We start from the raw sequence: 14,234 nt of genomic DNA, 5'->3' as shown, positions 1-14,234 counted from the left end.
ATGAGCGGCGTCGCCGGAATTCTGCTGAGGCAGGAAGGCAGGCAGGCCGCCGCGGCCGACATCCAGCGCATGCTTGCCCGCATGCAGCATCGCGCGCCTGACGGCAGTTCGTGGTGGATCGACGAGGGCGTCGTTCTTGGCCACGCCTGGCTCAACACCACCGATGAAGCCGGCCCCGGCCCGCTGACCATGGCCGGCGGCAAGCTCGCAATCACCGCGGATTGCCGGCTGGACAACCGCGACGAACTCTTGGCCAGGCTCGGCATCCGGGACAATTCGGTTGCCGACGCCGTGCTTGTGATGAGCGCCTATCTGCGCTGGGGCGAAGCCTGCCCCGAGCATCTGCAAGGCGACTTCGCCTTTGCCATCTGGGATGGCGAGCGCCGGCAGCTGTTTTGCGTGCGCGACCATTTCGGCGTCAAACCGTTCTACTATCATTCGAGCGACCGGCGCTTCGTCTTTGCCTCGGAGATCGGGCCGATCCTCGATGCCGGCGGCGTCGACATGCGCATCAGCGAACACCAGATTTCGGGATTCCTGGCCGGGCTGCCCGACGATCCGCAGTCGACAGCCTATGCCGATATCTTCCGCCTGCCGGCGCGCCACAGTCTGACAGTGACCGGCAACCAGGTGGTGCTGCGCCGCTACTGGCAGATCGAACCCTCGCCAAGGCCGATGCGATCGGACACGGCCGAGGAATTCCGGCATCTGTTCTCGCAATCGGTCCGCAACCGCATGCGCGGCACGCCTGCGGTCGGTGCTATGCTGAGCGGAGGCCTCGATTCCTCCTCGATCGCCTGCGTGGCGGGCCTGCAGAATGCCGCCCAGCAAAGATCGAGGCTGCCGACCTTCTCGCTGGTGTTCGAAAAGGGCTCGCCGATGGATGAGCGTCCGTTCATCGAGGCGGTGCTGGGCCAGCAGAAGGTCGACGGCACTTTGATTTCGGTCGGCAATTATGCCCCCTTCGCCGAATTCGACCGCATCCTGGAGGAGCAGGAAGAAACGTTTCTTGCGCCCGGCCTGTCGCTGACCCGCGACATCTACAGGACCGCCGGCGGCAAGGGCATGAAGGTTCTGCTCGACGGCCATGGAGGCGACGAGGTGGTTTCGCAGGGCCACGGCCATCTGCACGAACTCGCCTATGCCGGCAAATGGATGGAGCTGTGGCGCGAGCTGCGCAGCGCCTCCAACACCTATGGCGATGGCATGCTCGGCCTCTACTACCAGTTCCTTACCCTTTACGGGCCGGCCTGGCGCATCGCGAGAATCAAGCGGTTCGCGAACCGCGTGCTTGGCAAATTGCGGCGCCATCCCACTGGGCGGCCGGCGACGAGCTGGCGCGCCCTGATCAATCCGGACCTGGCGATGCGTACCGACCTCGTCGAACGGTTCCGCAGGGCCGGCTATATGCCGCCCGCGGTCAGCGCCAGCGAGACCTTGACCCATCGCTGGCTGCTGTCGAACGGCATGGTGCCGCACGCCTTCGAGGTACTCGACAAGGCGGCGGCGAATTTCGGCGTCGAGCCGCGCTACCCCTTCTGGGACAAGCCTCTGGTCGAGTTCTGCCTGGCACTGCCCGGCGCGGAAAAGCTGAACCAGGGCTTTGGCCGCTCGGTGTTGCGCCGTGCCATGGAAGGAATTTTGCCCCCGGCGGTGCAGTGGCGGCGCGACAAGATCGATTTCACCTCCAATTTGGTCAAAGGCATGCTGGGCAACCACCGCGATCTCCTGGACAAGGTGCTGGTGAAAGATGCGGCGCGGATTGCCCCTTACGTCAACCTGCCTGAGGTGACCGCCGCCTATGGCCGCATTTCCAGCCAACCCGAGGCCGCGACCTTGCCCGATGTCCAGTATGTATGGCGTTCGATTTCGCTATCGTTGTGGCTGCGGCAGGTGCAACAGCGCGGGAGCCACTGATGATGCCGGCCAACATGCCTCTTGCCGCTGATGACCGCCATGCAATTGCTGCTCGCGCACAGCACTTGTACAAAGCCTATGGGCTGACGATCGCTTCGCAGGTCGAACTGCCTGAGCTAGAGCCGAGCGAACCAGCTTGCGTCGATGTGCTGATCACGGTCGGCCCGATCGACCTGCCAAAACCCTCGCCCGAGACCGGAACCGCTTTCCGTTTCGAGCCGCGGCAGCAATATTTGGCATGGCAGACGGTCGGCGCCTTCCTGATCACCGATGCCTGCCGGATCGAGGTGGAGCCGGCGCCCGATGTCGACGATGCGCTGCTGGCGTTTCCGCTGCTCGGTCCGGTCATGGCACTGCTCCTGCACCAGCGCGGCCTGCTCATCCTGCACGCCAGCGCCATTGCGGTCGGCGGCAAGAGCGCTGTCTTCATGGGCGACAAGGGCGCCGGGAAATCGACGACCGCGAGCGCGATGATCCGCGCCGGGCATCGATTGCTGACCGACGATGTCGTGGCGCTCGATCTCACGGACCGGCCGATGATCGTTCCGGGTTTTCCGCAGCTGAAACTCGCCGCCGATGCGGCCGCCGCGTTTCCCATCCGCCAGGCAGAGATACGCCCGCAGGTGCATGCGGCGATCGACAAGATGCAGCATCGCCTGCACGCCGGATTTGCGGCAGACGCGGTGCCGGCGACCCGGATCTATATCCTCGAGCGCAGCGACAAAGCAGCGATCACGCCGCTGCCAGGCATCGGCGCCCTGCCGGCCATCATCAAATTTTCCTATGTGACGCGTTTCGGCCGTCCAGCCCTGGTCGGCGATTTTGCCACGACACATCTTCGCCAATGCGCGGCCCTGGCCAGCCAGATCGGCGTCTGTCGCCTCGAAGTGCCCACCGGGCTCGACCGTATCGGCGAAGCCGTCGCCCTGATCGAAAACGATCTGGCGGCCGACAAAGGGCCGCGGTGACTGACATGTCCGCATCGCAGATCCTGCGCTTTTCGTTTTACCGCGATGTCGCCGGCTTCGGCGCCGCCATGGCCCGGATCGGCGGGCGCAGGACCTTCACGGCATTGCTGTTCCTGATCCTGGGAAGCCTGACCGAAGGCATCTCGATCCTGCTTCTGGTGCCGCTGCTGCATCTGGTCGGGCGACCCGAGCAGAATTTCGCGGTCAGGTTGCCTGACCGCGACTGGGTGCGCTGGCTGGCTCCGGACGGAACGCTGCAATTGACCACGGTGCTTTGCCTGCTGGTCGGGCTTGTCGCGCTGCAGGCAGCGTTCAACCGCTATAAATCCGTCTACATGGCGCGGCTGCTGCTCGACTTCATCAATCGCCTGCGCATGAACCTGTTCGAGAGCATCGGCAAGGCGCGGTGGGGGATATTCGCGCGCATGCGCAGCTCCGATCTCGACCATGCGCTGACCGGCGATATCGACCGCGTGCAGTCGGCGGCGTTCTCCCTGCTGATGCTGGTGCAGATCGCCGTGCTTCTGGCGGGTTATCTCGTTGTCTCGCTGTTCATTTCGACAGTGATGACGGCGTTTGCCATTGTCGTCGGCATCGTCACCTTCCTGGCGCTGCAGCCGTTTCGGGCACGAGCCAGCGCCTTCGGCCGGGTTTTGACCAGCAATCGCCAGGAGCAGTACCGAACGGTCTCGGAGTTCCTCGGCGGCATCAAGGTAGCCAAGAGCCTGAATGTCGAGGCGACCTATTACGCGCAGCTTCGCGCGACACTGGAGAAGATGAAGGCCGACAACATCAACTATGTGCGCAACAGCACCATCGGCACCGCTCTGTTCCAGGTCGCCAGCGTCATTGGTCTGAGCCTGTTCATCTATGTCGCTTTGGTGCGCTTCAACCTCTCGCTGGCCGAGATCGTTGTCCTGCTTCTGGTGTTCATGCGCATTGCGCCGCGCTTCATGGACATGCAGATGCAGGCGCAGCAGGTGCTGATCAATCTGCCGGCCTATGCCTCGATGCGCGACATGCAGGCGCGTTTCGATGCCGAGCGCGAGCCGGCAAACCTCGAATCGGATGCCAAGCTGTCGCTCGATGTCGGGCTCAACATACGCAATGTCTCCTTTGCCTATGAGGCGGGCGGCAAGCCGGTGGTGAGCGATGTCACCTTTGGCCTACCCGCCGGCAAGGTAACGGCGCTGATCGGTCCGTCAGGATCGGGCAAGAGCACGCTTGCCGACATGCTGCTTGGCCTGCTCGAACCGAGCGAGGGCAAAATCCTGGCCGATGGCGTCGAGATCGGCGCCGCCAACCGCCGGCGCTGGCGCGACCAGGTGGCGTATGTGCCGCAAGACGTGTTCCTGCTGCACGATACGATCGCCGCCAATCTGCGCCTTGCCGCGCCGCAAGCCAGTGACGCGGAGCTGTGGACTGCACTGCGCGCTGCGCATGGCGCCGACTTCGTCGAGCGGCTGGAGTTGCGGCTCGACACGGTGGTCGGCGACCGCGGCGTCCGGCTCTCGGGCGGCGAACGCCAGCGCATCGCGCTGGCGCGCGCGCTGCTGCGCAAACCTTCGCTGCTCATTCTCGACGAGGCGACCAGCGCGCTCGACTGGCAGAACCAGTCCCTGATCGCCAAATCGATCGACGGCTTGCGCGGATCGATGACGATCCTGACCATTGCGCACAGGCCATCGATGATCGCCTTCGCCGACTGGGTGGTTGCAGTCGAAAACGGACGAATCGTCGAAGTCGGGCAATATCAGAGGTTGAAAGCGAAGGCCGGCAGCCGCCTGTCGAAAATGCTTTCAGGCGAGCAATCGGAACCCGAGCCGGCCGAAGCAGGCTGAGTCCGGCTGCAAGATGATCCGAGGCCGACCTTGCGGCTTCAGACTGTTCAATGCACGCTGCGCCTCGCCGAGAGCTTCTCGCCTTCAACCGCCTTGTCGGCGCCGAGGCTTCTTTCGGCGTCGCGAGCCCTGTCGGCCGATGTCGGCGCGCTCCTGGCGATCATAACATACACCAGCAGGAAATAACCGACTTGGATGAGGACAGCGCAGCCGATGACGCGAAGCACCGTTGTGGTGACCGTCGCGCCGTCGACATAGGACCACGCGACCACGATCGCGAGGGCGAAAACCATTCCAATGACGAATTTTGGTAATGACATGTTCGGCGGCCCGTCAACCGGCCCGAGCATGCAAAAGCGATGACTTACCCACCCGAGTATCTCCCCATTCGCCATGCGAGCTTATTTAGCTGCTCTTTTTCGGCCGGTTGCTTCCGGCCTTCCCAACCCATCCAGACTCTATCAGGAATAATTTGCGACTCTATTAAGGCGCGAAACTGACGGCAAGGGCAACCTGCAATAATTTTCGGCTTGGCGGCGGCTTGGACTCCGCCATGCTGCGATGCACACGCAGGGGTGGTGACCTAACTCGTCATGCGCTTTATACTACAGTAGAATCTACAACGTTGATTAGTATTTTACTTGATTAATTTAGCAAAGCCAGTGATTCGAAAATCAGTTAAAGCCGTTCCCTCTGCGGCAAAGGACGATTTGCCCAAAACCCGCCGAAAAAATGCATTACATTTCCTACGGTTGCTAATTATTCGTCACAAACCCGCCATAAAGGGCAAAATTTGGGCAAGGAGGGTTTATTATTTAGTCAATTCCTGACGTGACTATTTCAGCCATATGGGAAATTGTGTGTTGCGCTGCAGCATTTTTTTGGTATCGTGGCATAAACCATCCGTTCAACGTATGGAGCTTTTGCATGAGGGACGTTGCCAAGTCGGCCAATGCGGCATTTTCGCATGTCGGCGTAGATTTTCCGCCACCCATCGGCGGGCTGCTGAAGCGCAGTTTCGATATTTTCGGTTCACTTGTCGGCCTGGTGGCGCTTAGCCCGCTGTTCCTGATGGTGGCCCTTCTGGTCAAGCTTTCCGACGGCGGCTCGATCTTCTACGGCCACAAGCGCATCGGACGCGGTGGGCGGATTTTCCCCTGCCTCAAGTTCCGCACCATGGTCGAAGACGGCGAACGTGTGCTGGCCGCCTATCTCGCGGCCAATCCGGAAGCCAACGCCGAATGGATCGCGACCCGCAAGCTGAAGAACGATCCGCGCGTCACCCGCGTCGGCGCCGTTCTGCGCAAGCTCAGCCTCGACGAGCTGCCGCAGATCATCAACATCCTGCAGGGCGACATGAGCCTTGTCGGGCCTCGCCCGGTGGTGCGCGACGAGCTTGAGATCTACGGCAGCGCCGCGGTCTATTATTTGAAGTCGCGGCCGGGCCTGACCGGGCTCTGGCAGGTCAGCGGACGCAACGATGTCTCCTATGACAGTCGCGTCGCGTTCGACCGTCACTATGTCGAGAACTGGTCGCTGTTCGAAGACGTTCGCATCATCCTCAAGACCGTGCCTGCGGTGTGGATGTCGCGCGGTTCCTACTGACCGACCGCAACTGGTCAGCAATCGGGCCGGTACGGCCCGAAGCCAATCCGGTCCAAAGCTATTCGGCGATGGGCCGGTCTCGCATTGCAGCCATAGTATTCTGCCAGGTTCCGAAGGAGGCACTCGGCAGCAGGCCTATCGGGCGGATGGGGCCAAAACGGATCGGAAACGTTCAGTTGAAAACAGACATATCAGCGTATTTTCGCCTTGCCGGCCCGATGCGGCCGGCACGGCTCGTCGCCACGTGCCTCGCTCTGTCGCTCGCGGTTCCGGCCATGGCCGACGAGTACCGGCTCGGCTCGCAGGACAAGCTCAACATCCGCGTCGCCGAGTGGCAGACGGTGGAAGGCACGTTCCGTGACTGGTCGGCGGTAAACGGCGAATATTCGGTCGGTCCAGCCGGCAATTTGTCGGTGCCGTTCGTCGGCGAACTGCCGGCCGCCGGCAAGACCACGTCGGAGGTTGCGACCGCGATCAGCGTCGCCCTGCAGCGCAAGCTTGCCTTGTCGGACAAGCCGGAAGCCTCGGTGGAAATGGTGCAGTTCCGGCCGTTCTACATCTCGGGCGAGATCCAGACGCCTGGCCAGTTTCCCTATGTGCCGGAGCTGACCGTGCTCAAGGCGATCAGCATCGCCGGCGGCATCCGGCGCAACGCCGATTTCGGCACCCAGCTCGGCAAGGATCTGATCACCGCCAAGGGCAATTTCGACATTTATGACGACCAGCGCGTGCGGTTGATCGTCAAGCGTGCCCGCATCGATGCCGATCTCGCCGGCAAGGAGAGTTTCGAGGCGCCTAAGGAAGTCGAGGGCGACCCGCGCCTGGCGACAATCGTCGCCGACGAAATGCAGATCCTGATCTCCGACCAGAAAGCGTTGAAGCTGAAGCTGCAGGCGCTTGACGATCTGAAAGGGGTCCTGCAGTCCGAAATCGAGGCGCTGCAGAAAAAGATCGTCAACCAGCAAAAGCAGGTCGACCTGGCGCAGCAGCAGGCGGACAGTATCGGTCCGCTGGCGCAAAAGGGCTTGGTCGCCAACGCACGCCTGCTTTCCTCGCAACAGTCGGTCACCGATCTGCAGGGCAAGATCCTGGACTATGAGACGGCGATCCTCACCGCCAAGCAGTCGGTCAGCAAGGCGACGCAGGATGCCATCGATGCCCAGAACACGTTGAACTCGAGACTTGCCGCCGACCGGCAGCAGGTCGAAGCAGACCTCAACGAAGCCGCACTCAGGGTCAACATGCAACAGGGCCTGATGGCCCAGGCATCGGACCCGGCCACGACCGCCGCCATCACAAACCACAATGAAGAGCCGGCGCTCATCTATTCGCTGGTGCGCGTGACGGACGGCAAGACCAGCGAGATCGACGCCAAGGAAGATACGCCGGTGCTGCCGGGCGACGTCATCAAGGTGAAGCTGGCGCCGACGGCCAGCCAGTAACCTGTTTGTTTGGAGCAATTCCGGACGGAAAACCGTTTCCCACTTTTCCCGGAATTGCTCTAGCGCTCGGGCTCGCTCGGCGAGGCCCGCGCGATGGAGGCGGGAGGAACCAGTTCGGCTCGTTCGCGCCAGGGTGCGGGCGGGAACTTCCGTTTTTCGACCGCTTGAAGGCATTCCATGCAGCCCGCCGCACCGCGCCACGTCTACCTCAATCTCGATGCCATCCGCGGCGTCGCGGCGATCAGCGTCATGCTCTACCACTTCTCGCCGTTCCTGGCCGCCGGCAAGGTGCTGCCGTCGAGCTATTTGGCCGTCGACCTGTTCTTCCTGCTCAGCGGCTTCGTCATCGCGCATGCCTATGACCGCAAGATCGAAAACGGCATGGGCGTCGGCACCTTCGTGGCGATCCGCCTGATACGCCTCTACCCGCTCTACCTCGCCGGCACGCTGCTCGGTTTCTTCTATCTCGTCGTCAAGAACCGGCTGATTCCGGCGGAATACATGCCGATCTCCGAGATCGGCACCATGCTGACGACCGGCATGTTCTTCATCCCGCTGGTCAGCGATGCCTATCACACGATCTTTCCGCTCAACCCCGCGTCGTGGTCGCTGTTCTTCGAGCTGATCGTCAACATAGCCTATGTCGCCGTCTTCTTCCTGCTGACGAAACGCGTGCTGAGCACGCTCATCGCCGTCAGTCTGGTGTTGCTGGTGGTCGTCTCTATCATTGCCGGCACCCTCGACTTCGGCATGACCGGATCGACTATCATCAGCGGCCTGCCACGCGTCTGTTTCTCGTTCTTCCTGGGCGTGCTGCTTTGCCGGTCCATGACACGCTATCAAAGCGGGCTCGGCTTTCTGCGGCGCGGCTGGTGGATAGAGGCCGCGATCGCACTGACGCTCGTTGTCTTTGCCATCGCGCCGGTCGGCGGCGCGCGCGTCGCCTACGATCTCGCCTGCGTCGTCTTTGTTTTCCCGGCGCTGGTGGTGGTCGGCACTATTGCGCCGACGGCGCCGCGCCTGTCAGGCCTCTATGGCTGGCTGGGGCGGATTTCCTACCCAATCTACATCATCCACACGCCGCTGCTGATGATCATCGCCGGGGCGGGCAAGGCCGCAGCGATCGACCCGTTCGCGCATCATCCCTGGTTCGGCATCGTCATGGCGGTTTCCGTCATCGTCATCGCCGACATCGCCACGCGCCTCTATGACGAGCCGTTGCGCCGCTTCCTGCAGCGGCTGATGCTGCGCAAGCGCGCCGTCGCCTGAGATAAGCAAGTCAGACGCGCGCCGGCATGCGGCCGTTGGCGGTGTTCTCGTCCGGCACCGGAACATAGGCCCGCCTTGCCCTGGCGAGCGGCACCGGGCGCAGCTTGAACAGGCCGTAATAGACGATGAACGAGGCCATGAAATAGGGGCCGAGGATCTCGACCTCGAAGAAGGAGCGGATCAGCATCATGCCGACCGCGCCGGCGAGCACCACTGAATCGGCGCTCCAGTCACCGAACACCACCTTCGAAACATGGCCCCAGAAGGAGCGCAGGATGATCAGCGCCAGCATCGTCACGCCGATGAAGCCGAGCTCGACCAGCGTCTCGATATAGGTGTTGTGGAAATGGAAGCCGGTGCGGGTGGAGATGTAGAACTCGGCCCAGAGCCGTTCCGGATCGGCAAAACCCTGGATCCAGTAGGCGGCATAGCCATAACCGAGCACCGGACGCTGCTGCGCGGCGGCCCAGCCCTGTTCCCAGAGATAGGTGCGGCCGGTCAGCGTCGAATCCTTGCCGAAGATGCCGAGCACGACATCGAGCAGGCCAAGGTTCAGCGCAGCCATCACACCGCCGACCAGCGCGGTAGCGCCGACGACGAACAGCACGCGGCGGTAGCGGCGTGACAGAACCTTGCTCATCGCAAGCAAGGCAACGACACCGATCACCGCCGGAAGCGAAGCGACCGACGTCGCCGAGTGGGCGATCGCCAGCATATAGACCGACAGCAGGATGATCGGCGCGGTCCAGACGAAGCTCATCCAGTTGCGCCGGTAGAAGGCCAGAAAAGCGAAGCAGAAGAAGATGCCGAGCGAGGCGAAGAAGCCGATCTGGTTCTTGGAGCCGAAGGCGCCGACGAAATTGGTGGTGCCGTCGATAGTGTCGAGCGCATAGGCGCCAACCTTCAGCGAATACAGCAGCACGATGAAGATGCCGATCAGCGAGCCCAGCACCAGCGTGCGCGTGCTGATGGTGCGCGCCGCGATGTAGGCGCACAGCATGTGGGAGAAATATTGCAGCCCCGCCCGCGCGCTGGTGCCGGCCGCTTGCGACCAGAACAGCGACAGGCAGACATAGGCCGCAAACAGCAGCGGCAGCCAGGCGCTGGAGAGATCGCGGGCGAAACGCCGGTAATCGACGAACAGCAGCGGCAGCCATACCAGATAGTAGGCGAGGATCAGGATCTGGCCGAAATTGGTGGAGTAGGCGAAGGCAAAGACCGACACCGCAACGGCGAAGGCGGCATAGGCCTTGTTGTTGTCCGGATCGATCAGAATGGATTTCGGGATCTTCATATCCGTACCGGATTTCTCATGCTGCCGCCTTTCGGCTGGGCTGAAGCGCCCATGGTCGGCTTTTCTGCGTCATGCGCGATCGCCGGAACCTGCCCTTGCCGGACCCCGATCAGCGGGCATCCATTGTGCAGTGCACAATATAACCTCTATCGCCTGTCACTCAATGGTAAATTTGCCGCGAGGGGTAAAGTTGCCGCAGGCAGGGCCAAAACGACCATGCAACCGACAAATGGCGTTAATGCGGCTCGCTCGTTCGAAAATTCAAACTGTGGCCGCTACCACAGCGCTCCGCCGGTGATCTGGATGTTTTCCATGGTGATGCCCTTGGCCAGATCCGAGCACAGGAACACGGCTAGAGCCGCGATTTCCTGCGGCTGCAGCATGCGCTGCTGGGGATTGCCCTTGGCGATCTCGGCCATCGCTTCCTCGGCGGTTCTGCCCTTGCCCTCACGCTCGACGACCTGCGCCACGTTGCGGCGCATCAGTTCGGTCTCGACCCAGGTCGGGCTGATCATGACGCAAGTGACACCGTGCGCGGCGCCTTCCAGCGCTACACAGCGGGTAAGGCCGAGCAGCCCGGCCTTCGAGGCGCAGTAGGCCGGGTTGTCCTTCCAGCCGACGGAAGCCGCCGTCGAGCCGATGTTGACGATACGGCCCCAGCCGCGCTCGATCATGCCGGGCAGCACAGCTCGGGTGACGCGGAACGCTCCGCTGAGATTGGTGTCGACGATCTTGTCCCACAGCGCGTCGGAATGGCCGCAGACCGGCTGTTCGGCGGTGGTGCCCGCGGCATTGACCAGTATGTCGGCCGGGCCGATGGCGGCCTGCGCGTCGGCTGCAAACCGGTTGGTCACCTCGCTGTCGCGGACATCGAGATGGGCGGCACAAACCCTGGTGCCGTGTGCCGACAGGGCCAACCGCACGCGCTCGAGTTCATCGGCGCCGGGATAGTAGGCGGCGTCGGATCTGTCGGCGCCGGCGGGCGCGATGTAGGAGCCGACGGCGACATTGGCGCCGGCTTGCGCCAGGGCCGTAGCAATGGCGAAACCCATGCCGGAAAACCCGCCGGTGACGATGGCGCTGCGGCCGGAAAGGTCTGTCATGGTGGGCAGTCTCCGATGCGACGTACGATGCGTTTATTCATAGTCCGTCGCCGGCTAGGAGCGCTACCTTGCCGGCAACGCGGCCGTAACATCGAGTTTCGCTAAAGCGGTTTGCCCAGCCACTCGCGGTAGAAGCCTTCGAGATCTGGCTCGAAATCATGGACGATCGGGTAGCCCGGCGCCGCCGCTTCCACTTCGTGCATGGTGCCGCATTGTGGACAGATGAATTCGCGAATTTCCATCCATTGCGGATCGGGGATATCGCTGTTGGGATAGATCTCGCGCAGCGCTTCCTCGGTGTTTCGCACGTTGATCGCAGCCTTGAGCTTCCAGTTCTTGCGGTAGTCGCCGAAGGAGTGGCCGCATTCGCAGCGGGTGATCCGTTCATCGCCGCTTTGGCAGATGAAGAGGTGATCCGAGACCGGCAGCAGGATCGGGTCCTTCCATGCGACACGGTCCTGATAGACGGCGAGCATCTTGAAGAAGCGGTCGTCGTCCTTGTAGGCGCTCATGATGCGCTTTGTCTGCGGCCAGGGCAGCTTGCCGGCTGAGAGATCGCCGAGGACTTCCTTGCTGTATGAGGTCATGGCTTTGCTCCCGGCATGAAGATCGATCTGGCGTCGACGGTCCAGAAATCACTGAAATCCCTGGTGAAGCGCGACGATAGCTTGATCGCGCTGGCATACATTTTCTTCACCTCGGGCGCGAAGTCGGCCTTCTCGACACGGCCGCGTTCGGCAGCGATCCAGTCCGAAACCGGGATCGCCTTGGCCAGACGCTCTCTGCGCATGGCGGCACGACGTTCGACGGTGGCGTCGATATCGGCAACCGGATAACCCTCGGCGTCGTCCTTCAGCACGATGCCGAAAATCTGGATCGCCGCCTGGCGGGTGAGAAAACCGTTCTCGACATCCCAGGCGGTCTTGACCGGATCGCGCTCCAGCACGTCGCCGTAGCCGCCGCCACCATTGTAGGAATGGCTGAAGATGTCCCCCGACTTGTGCGGCGAGGTGATGTAGGGGCCTTCGACCACGGCATGGTCGCCGCCGATGTTCTTCTCGTAGTCGGAGACATGCGGATCGATACCTGGGGCATGCGCGAGCGGTTCGCCTTTTGCCGCCAGTTCGTGGATGTTGGAGTTGCGCACCGCGCGATGCTTCTGGCAGGTCGGCGCGGGATAACCGCCGCACATGCCGCCATTGTCGAATACCCGCGAGGAGTGTTCCGAGGTGTGCAGTCGCAGGTGCGAGGTCTTGTTGATCAGCCAGGTCGAGACGAAGGAACAGCCGCCGCGATATTTGCCGGCGCCGCCCGAATTGGGCATGATCGAGCGGCCGATATAGACCATCGGCATCGACTGTTCCCAGACCTCAATGTTGCCCATGTCGGATTCCGGATTCCAGCCGACATAGGCGGTGTCGAGGCCATCGGCGATGGCGAGCGCGCCGGAGCCGGCGGCGGCGCATTCGAAATGCGCCATGCCGAACGGCGTGCCGTACTGGCTTTCGCCGCCCATCTCGATCATCGGGCTGTTGACCTGGCCGACGAAGGCTTCCTCGACGAAGCCGCGCGCGACGAAGCCGCGCGACAAAAGGCGCTGGAACACGCCATAGGCCGGCAGCAGCAGCGCCCAGGATGTGGCGGTCGCCACCATCTCATTGTCGGGATTGGTCCAGGTGCCGTGCGGCAGCTTCAGCTCGGTCGCCATCCAGGCGCCGTCATTGACCAGGCCCTCGAAATTCATGTGCTGGGTCAAGGTGACGAACATGCCGCCATCCATGCCGGCCGGCGTGCAGTTCATCGAATGGTAGCCCCAGGGCTGCGTGCCCTCGAAGTCCATGGTGATCTTGCCGTCGGTGGTGATCTCCATCTCGATCGGGATGTTGTAGAGCCAGTCGGGATCGCCAAGCAGCTGGAAGCCGGGCTTGCCCGTCGTGACATGGCCATAGAAGGTGTGGCCGCGATAGATGCCGGGCACGGTGAGCTGGCGGGTGCGGGCGAGCTGGGCACGACGACCCTCCTCAATGAACTCCTTCGATACCTTCATCCAGTAGTCGAGGCCGATCTCCGAGATCAGCTGCTTGACGCTTTCGCGCATGTCGATGCAGGAGGCGACCTTGGCCTTCTCGTCGAGCACCCAGTAGATCGGCATGCGTAGATTGCGCTCGCAGCGGATGACGTAGTCGCGGCGGATCTCGTCATTCTCGCCGATCTTCTCGGCGCAGACGAACAGGCCTTCGGTGAAGCGCTCCTGCGCCAGGCAGACGTCGCCGCCGGGCGTGATGCCGCCGGCTTCGAGCTCGTGGCAGACCGCACCGGCCCAGCCGACCAGCGTGCCTTCATGGAAGATCGGCACCACGTCCATGACGTCGGGCACCTGCACTGTGCCGATGAAGGCATCGTTGTTGGCAAAGATGTCGCCTTCGCGGATCTTCGGGTTTTCCTCGTAATTGTTCTCGATCATCCATTTGATGAAGCGGCTCATCGTGTGGACGTGGACCATGATGCCGTTGGACAGCGCGATCGCATCGCCCTCGGGCGTATAGATCGCCACCACCATTTCGCCGACTTCGCGCACGCCGGGCGAGGCCGAGATGCGGCGGGCCATTTCGCGGGCCGAGACGCAATAGGCACGCAGCTTGGTGTGCAGCGTCTCGAATTTCAGCGGGTCCTGGTTGCGTAGCGTGAGCTCGGTGATGCCGTCATAGCAGCCGGTCTCTTCCATCAGCCGTTCTGAATCGAGCAGCCGTTCGCGAAGGCGCAGGGCCGAGGCAGGTCTGTCCAACATGGCGGTG

General features: G+C 62.5%; 11 protein-coding genes. 6 read left to right on the top strand and 5 right to left on the bottom strand.

Annotation, left to right across the window (positions count from 1 at the left end; all coding sequences use genetic code 11):
* Genes NKJ18_RS12825 through NKJ18_RS12815 form a run of 3 tightly spaced genes read left to right on the top strand, consistent with a single transcriptional unit; the run spans window position 1 to window position 4,726 of the window.
* Window positions 1-1,917: a lasso peptide isopeptide bond-forming cyclase gene (locus NKJ18_RS12825; RefSeq protein WP_023711263.1), complete on the top strand. Its 1,917-nt coding sequence runs from the start codon at window positions 1-3 to the stop codon at window positions 1,915-1,917.
* Complete coding sequence (locus NKJ18_RS12820) at window positions 1,917-2,885, top strand: phosphoenolpyruvate carboxykinase (ATP) (protein ID WP_023711264.1); 969 nt, start codon at window positions 1,917-1,919, stop codon at window positions 2,883-2,885. The genes NKJ18_RS12825 and NKJ18_RS12820 overlap by 1 nt, the downstream gene beginning before the upstream one ends.
* Before the next feature lie 5 nt (window positions 2,886-2,890).
* On the top strand, window positions 2,891-4,726 hold the full coding sequence (locus NKJ18_RS12815) for an ABC transporter ATP-binding protein (RefSeq protein ID WP_023711265.1): 1,836 nt from the start codon (window positions 2,891-2,893) through the stop codon (window positions 4,724-4,726).
* Between the two features lie 47 nt (window positions 4,727-4,773).
* Here the strand turns inward: NKJ18_RS12815 and NKJ18_RS12810 are convergent, their stop codons facing one another.
* Window positions 4,774-5,046 carry an exopolysaccharide production repressor protein gene (locus tag NKJ18_RS12810; protein WP_023711266.1) on the bottom strand — a complete coding sequence of 91 codons (273 nt, stop codon included), beginning with the start codon at window positions 5,044-5,046 and terminating at the stop codon, window positions 4,774-4,776.
* Window positions 5,047-5,653: 607 nt separating this feature from the next.
* On the opposite strand from NKJ18_RS12810, the gene NKJ18_RS12805 reads away from it, so the two are divergent.
* The 3 genes from NKJ18_RS12805 to NKJ18_RS12795 all read left to right on the top strand — a co-directional run bounded on the left by NKJ18_RS12805 (window position 5,654) and on the right by NKJ18_RS12795 (window position 9,042).
* Window positions 5,654-6,331, top strand: coding sequence for a sugar transferase (locus NKJ18_RS12805; RefSeq protein WP_023668816.1), 678 nt, complete (start codon window positions 5,654-5,656; stop codon window positions 6,329-6,331).
* Window positions 6,332-6,549: 218 nt separating this feature from the next.
* On the top strand, window positions 6,550-7,773 hold the full coding sequence (locus NKJ18_RS12800; protein ID WP_032894632.1) for a polysaccharide biosynthesis/export family protein: 1,224 nt from the start codon (window positions 6,550-6,552) through the stop codon (window positions 7,771-7,773).
* Between the two features lie 177 nt (window positions 7,774-7,950).
* The gene (locus NKJ18_RS12795; RefSeq protein ID WP_023711268.1) at window positions 7,951-9,042 is read left to right on the top strand and encodes an acyltransferase family protein; all 1,092 of its coding nucleotides are present in this window, start codon (window positions 7,951-7,953) and stop codon (window positions 9,040-9,042) included.
* A 10-nt stretch (window positions 9,043-9,052) separates the two neighbouring features.
* On the opposite strand, the gene NKJ18_RS12790 is transcribed toward NKJ18_RS12795, so the two are convergent.
* The 4 genes from NKJ18_RS12790 to NKJ18_RS12775 all read right to left on the bottom strand — a co-directional run bounded on the left by NKJ18_RS12790 (window position 9,053) and on the right by NKJ18_RS12775 (window position 14,227).
* Complete coding sequence (locus tag NKJ18_RS12790; protein WP_023689977.1) at window positions 9,053-10,336, bottom strand: O-antigen ligase family protein; 1,284 nt, start codon at window positions 10,334-10,336, stop codon at window positions 9,053-9,055.
* 275 nt (window positions 10,337-10,611) lie between these two features.
* Window positions 10,612-11,439: an SDR family NAD(P)-dependent oxidoreductase gene (locus NKJ18_RS12785; RefSeq protein WP_023684241.1), complete on the bottom strand. Its 828-nt coding sequence runs from the start codon at window positions 11,437-11,439 to the stop codon at window positions 10,612-10,614.
* Window positions 11,440-11,540: 101 nt separating this feature from the next.
* Window positions 11,541-12,026 carry an acetone carboxylase subunit gamma gene (locus tag NKJ18_RS12780; RefSeq protein WP_023668821.1) on the bottom strand — a complete coding sequence of 162 codons (486 nt, stop codon included), beginning with the start codon at window positions 12,024-12,026 and terminating at the stop codon, window positions 11,541-11,543.
* A complete protein-coding gene (locus tag NKJ18_RS12775) occupies window positions 12,023-14,227 on the bottom strand; it encodes a hydantoinase B/oxoprolinase family protein (protein WP_023711270.1) in 2,205 nt (734 codons plus the stop codon). Before NKJ18_RS12775 ends, NKJ18_RS12780 begins: the two co-directional genes overlap by 4 nt.
* Window positions 14,228-14,234 lie beyond the last annotated feature (7 nt).

The organism is Mesorhizobium sp. M0217 (assembly GCF_040321955.1).
Taxonomy (GTDB): Bacteria; Pseudomonadota; Alphaproteobacteria; order Rhizobiales; family Rhizobiaceae; genus Mesorhizobium.
Note: the sequence above shows the minus strand (reverse complement) of the source record. Positions and strands in the feature narration are given on the sequence as shown.

What these genes read in the sequence shown, in the direction of transcription:
- NKJ18_RS12825 (WP_023711263.1), top strand. Translation starts at nt 1, where the DNA reads ATGAGCGGCGTCGCCGGAATTCTGCTGAGGCAGGAAGGCAGGCAGGCC.
- NKJ18_RS12820 (WP_023711264.1), top strand. Translation starts at nt 1,917, where the DNA reads ATGATGCCGGCCAACATGCCTCTTGCCGCTGATGACCGCCATGCAATT.
- NKJ18_RS12815 (WP_023711265.1), top strand. Translation starts at nt 2,891, where the DNA reads ATGTCCGCATCGCAGATCCTGCGCTTTTCGTTTTACCGCGATGTCGCC.
- NKJ18_RS12810 (WP_023711266.1), bottom strand. Translation starts at nt 5,046, where the DNA reads ATGTCATTACCAAAATTCGTCATTGGAATGGTTTTCGCCCTCGCGATC.
- NKJ18_RS12805 (WP_023668816.1), top strand. Translation starts at nt 5,654, where the DNA reads ATGAGGGACGTTGCCAAGTCGGCCAATGCGGCATTTTCGCATGTCGGC.
- NKJ18_RS12800 (WP_032894632.1), top strand. Translation starts at nt 6,550, where the DNA reads ATGCGGCCGGCACGGCTCGTCGCCACGTGCCTCGCTCTGTCGCTCGCG.
- NKJ18_RS12795 (WP_023711268.1), top strand. Translation starts at nt 7,951, where the DNA reads ATGCAGCCCGCCGCACCGCGCCACGTCTACCTCAATCTCGATGCCATC.
- NKJ18_RS12790 (WP_023689977.1), bottom strand. Translation starts at nt 10,336, where the DNA reads ATGAAGATCCCGAAATCCATTCTGATCGATCCGGACAACAACAAGGCC.
- NKJ18_RS12785 (WP_023684241.1), bottom strand. Translation starts at nt 11,439, where the DNA reads ATGACAGACCTTTCCGGCCGCAGCGCCATCGTCACCGGCGGGTTTTCC.
- NKJ18_RS12780 (WP_023668821.1), bottom strand. Translation starts at nt 12,026, where the DNA reads ATGACCTCATACAGCAAGGAAGTCCTCGGCGATCTCTCAGCCGGCAAG.
- NKJ18_RS12775 (WP_023711270.1), bottom strand. Translation starts at nt 14,227, where the DNA reads ATGTTGGACAGACCTGCCTCGGCCCTGCGCCTTCGCGAACGGCTGCTC.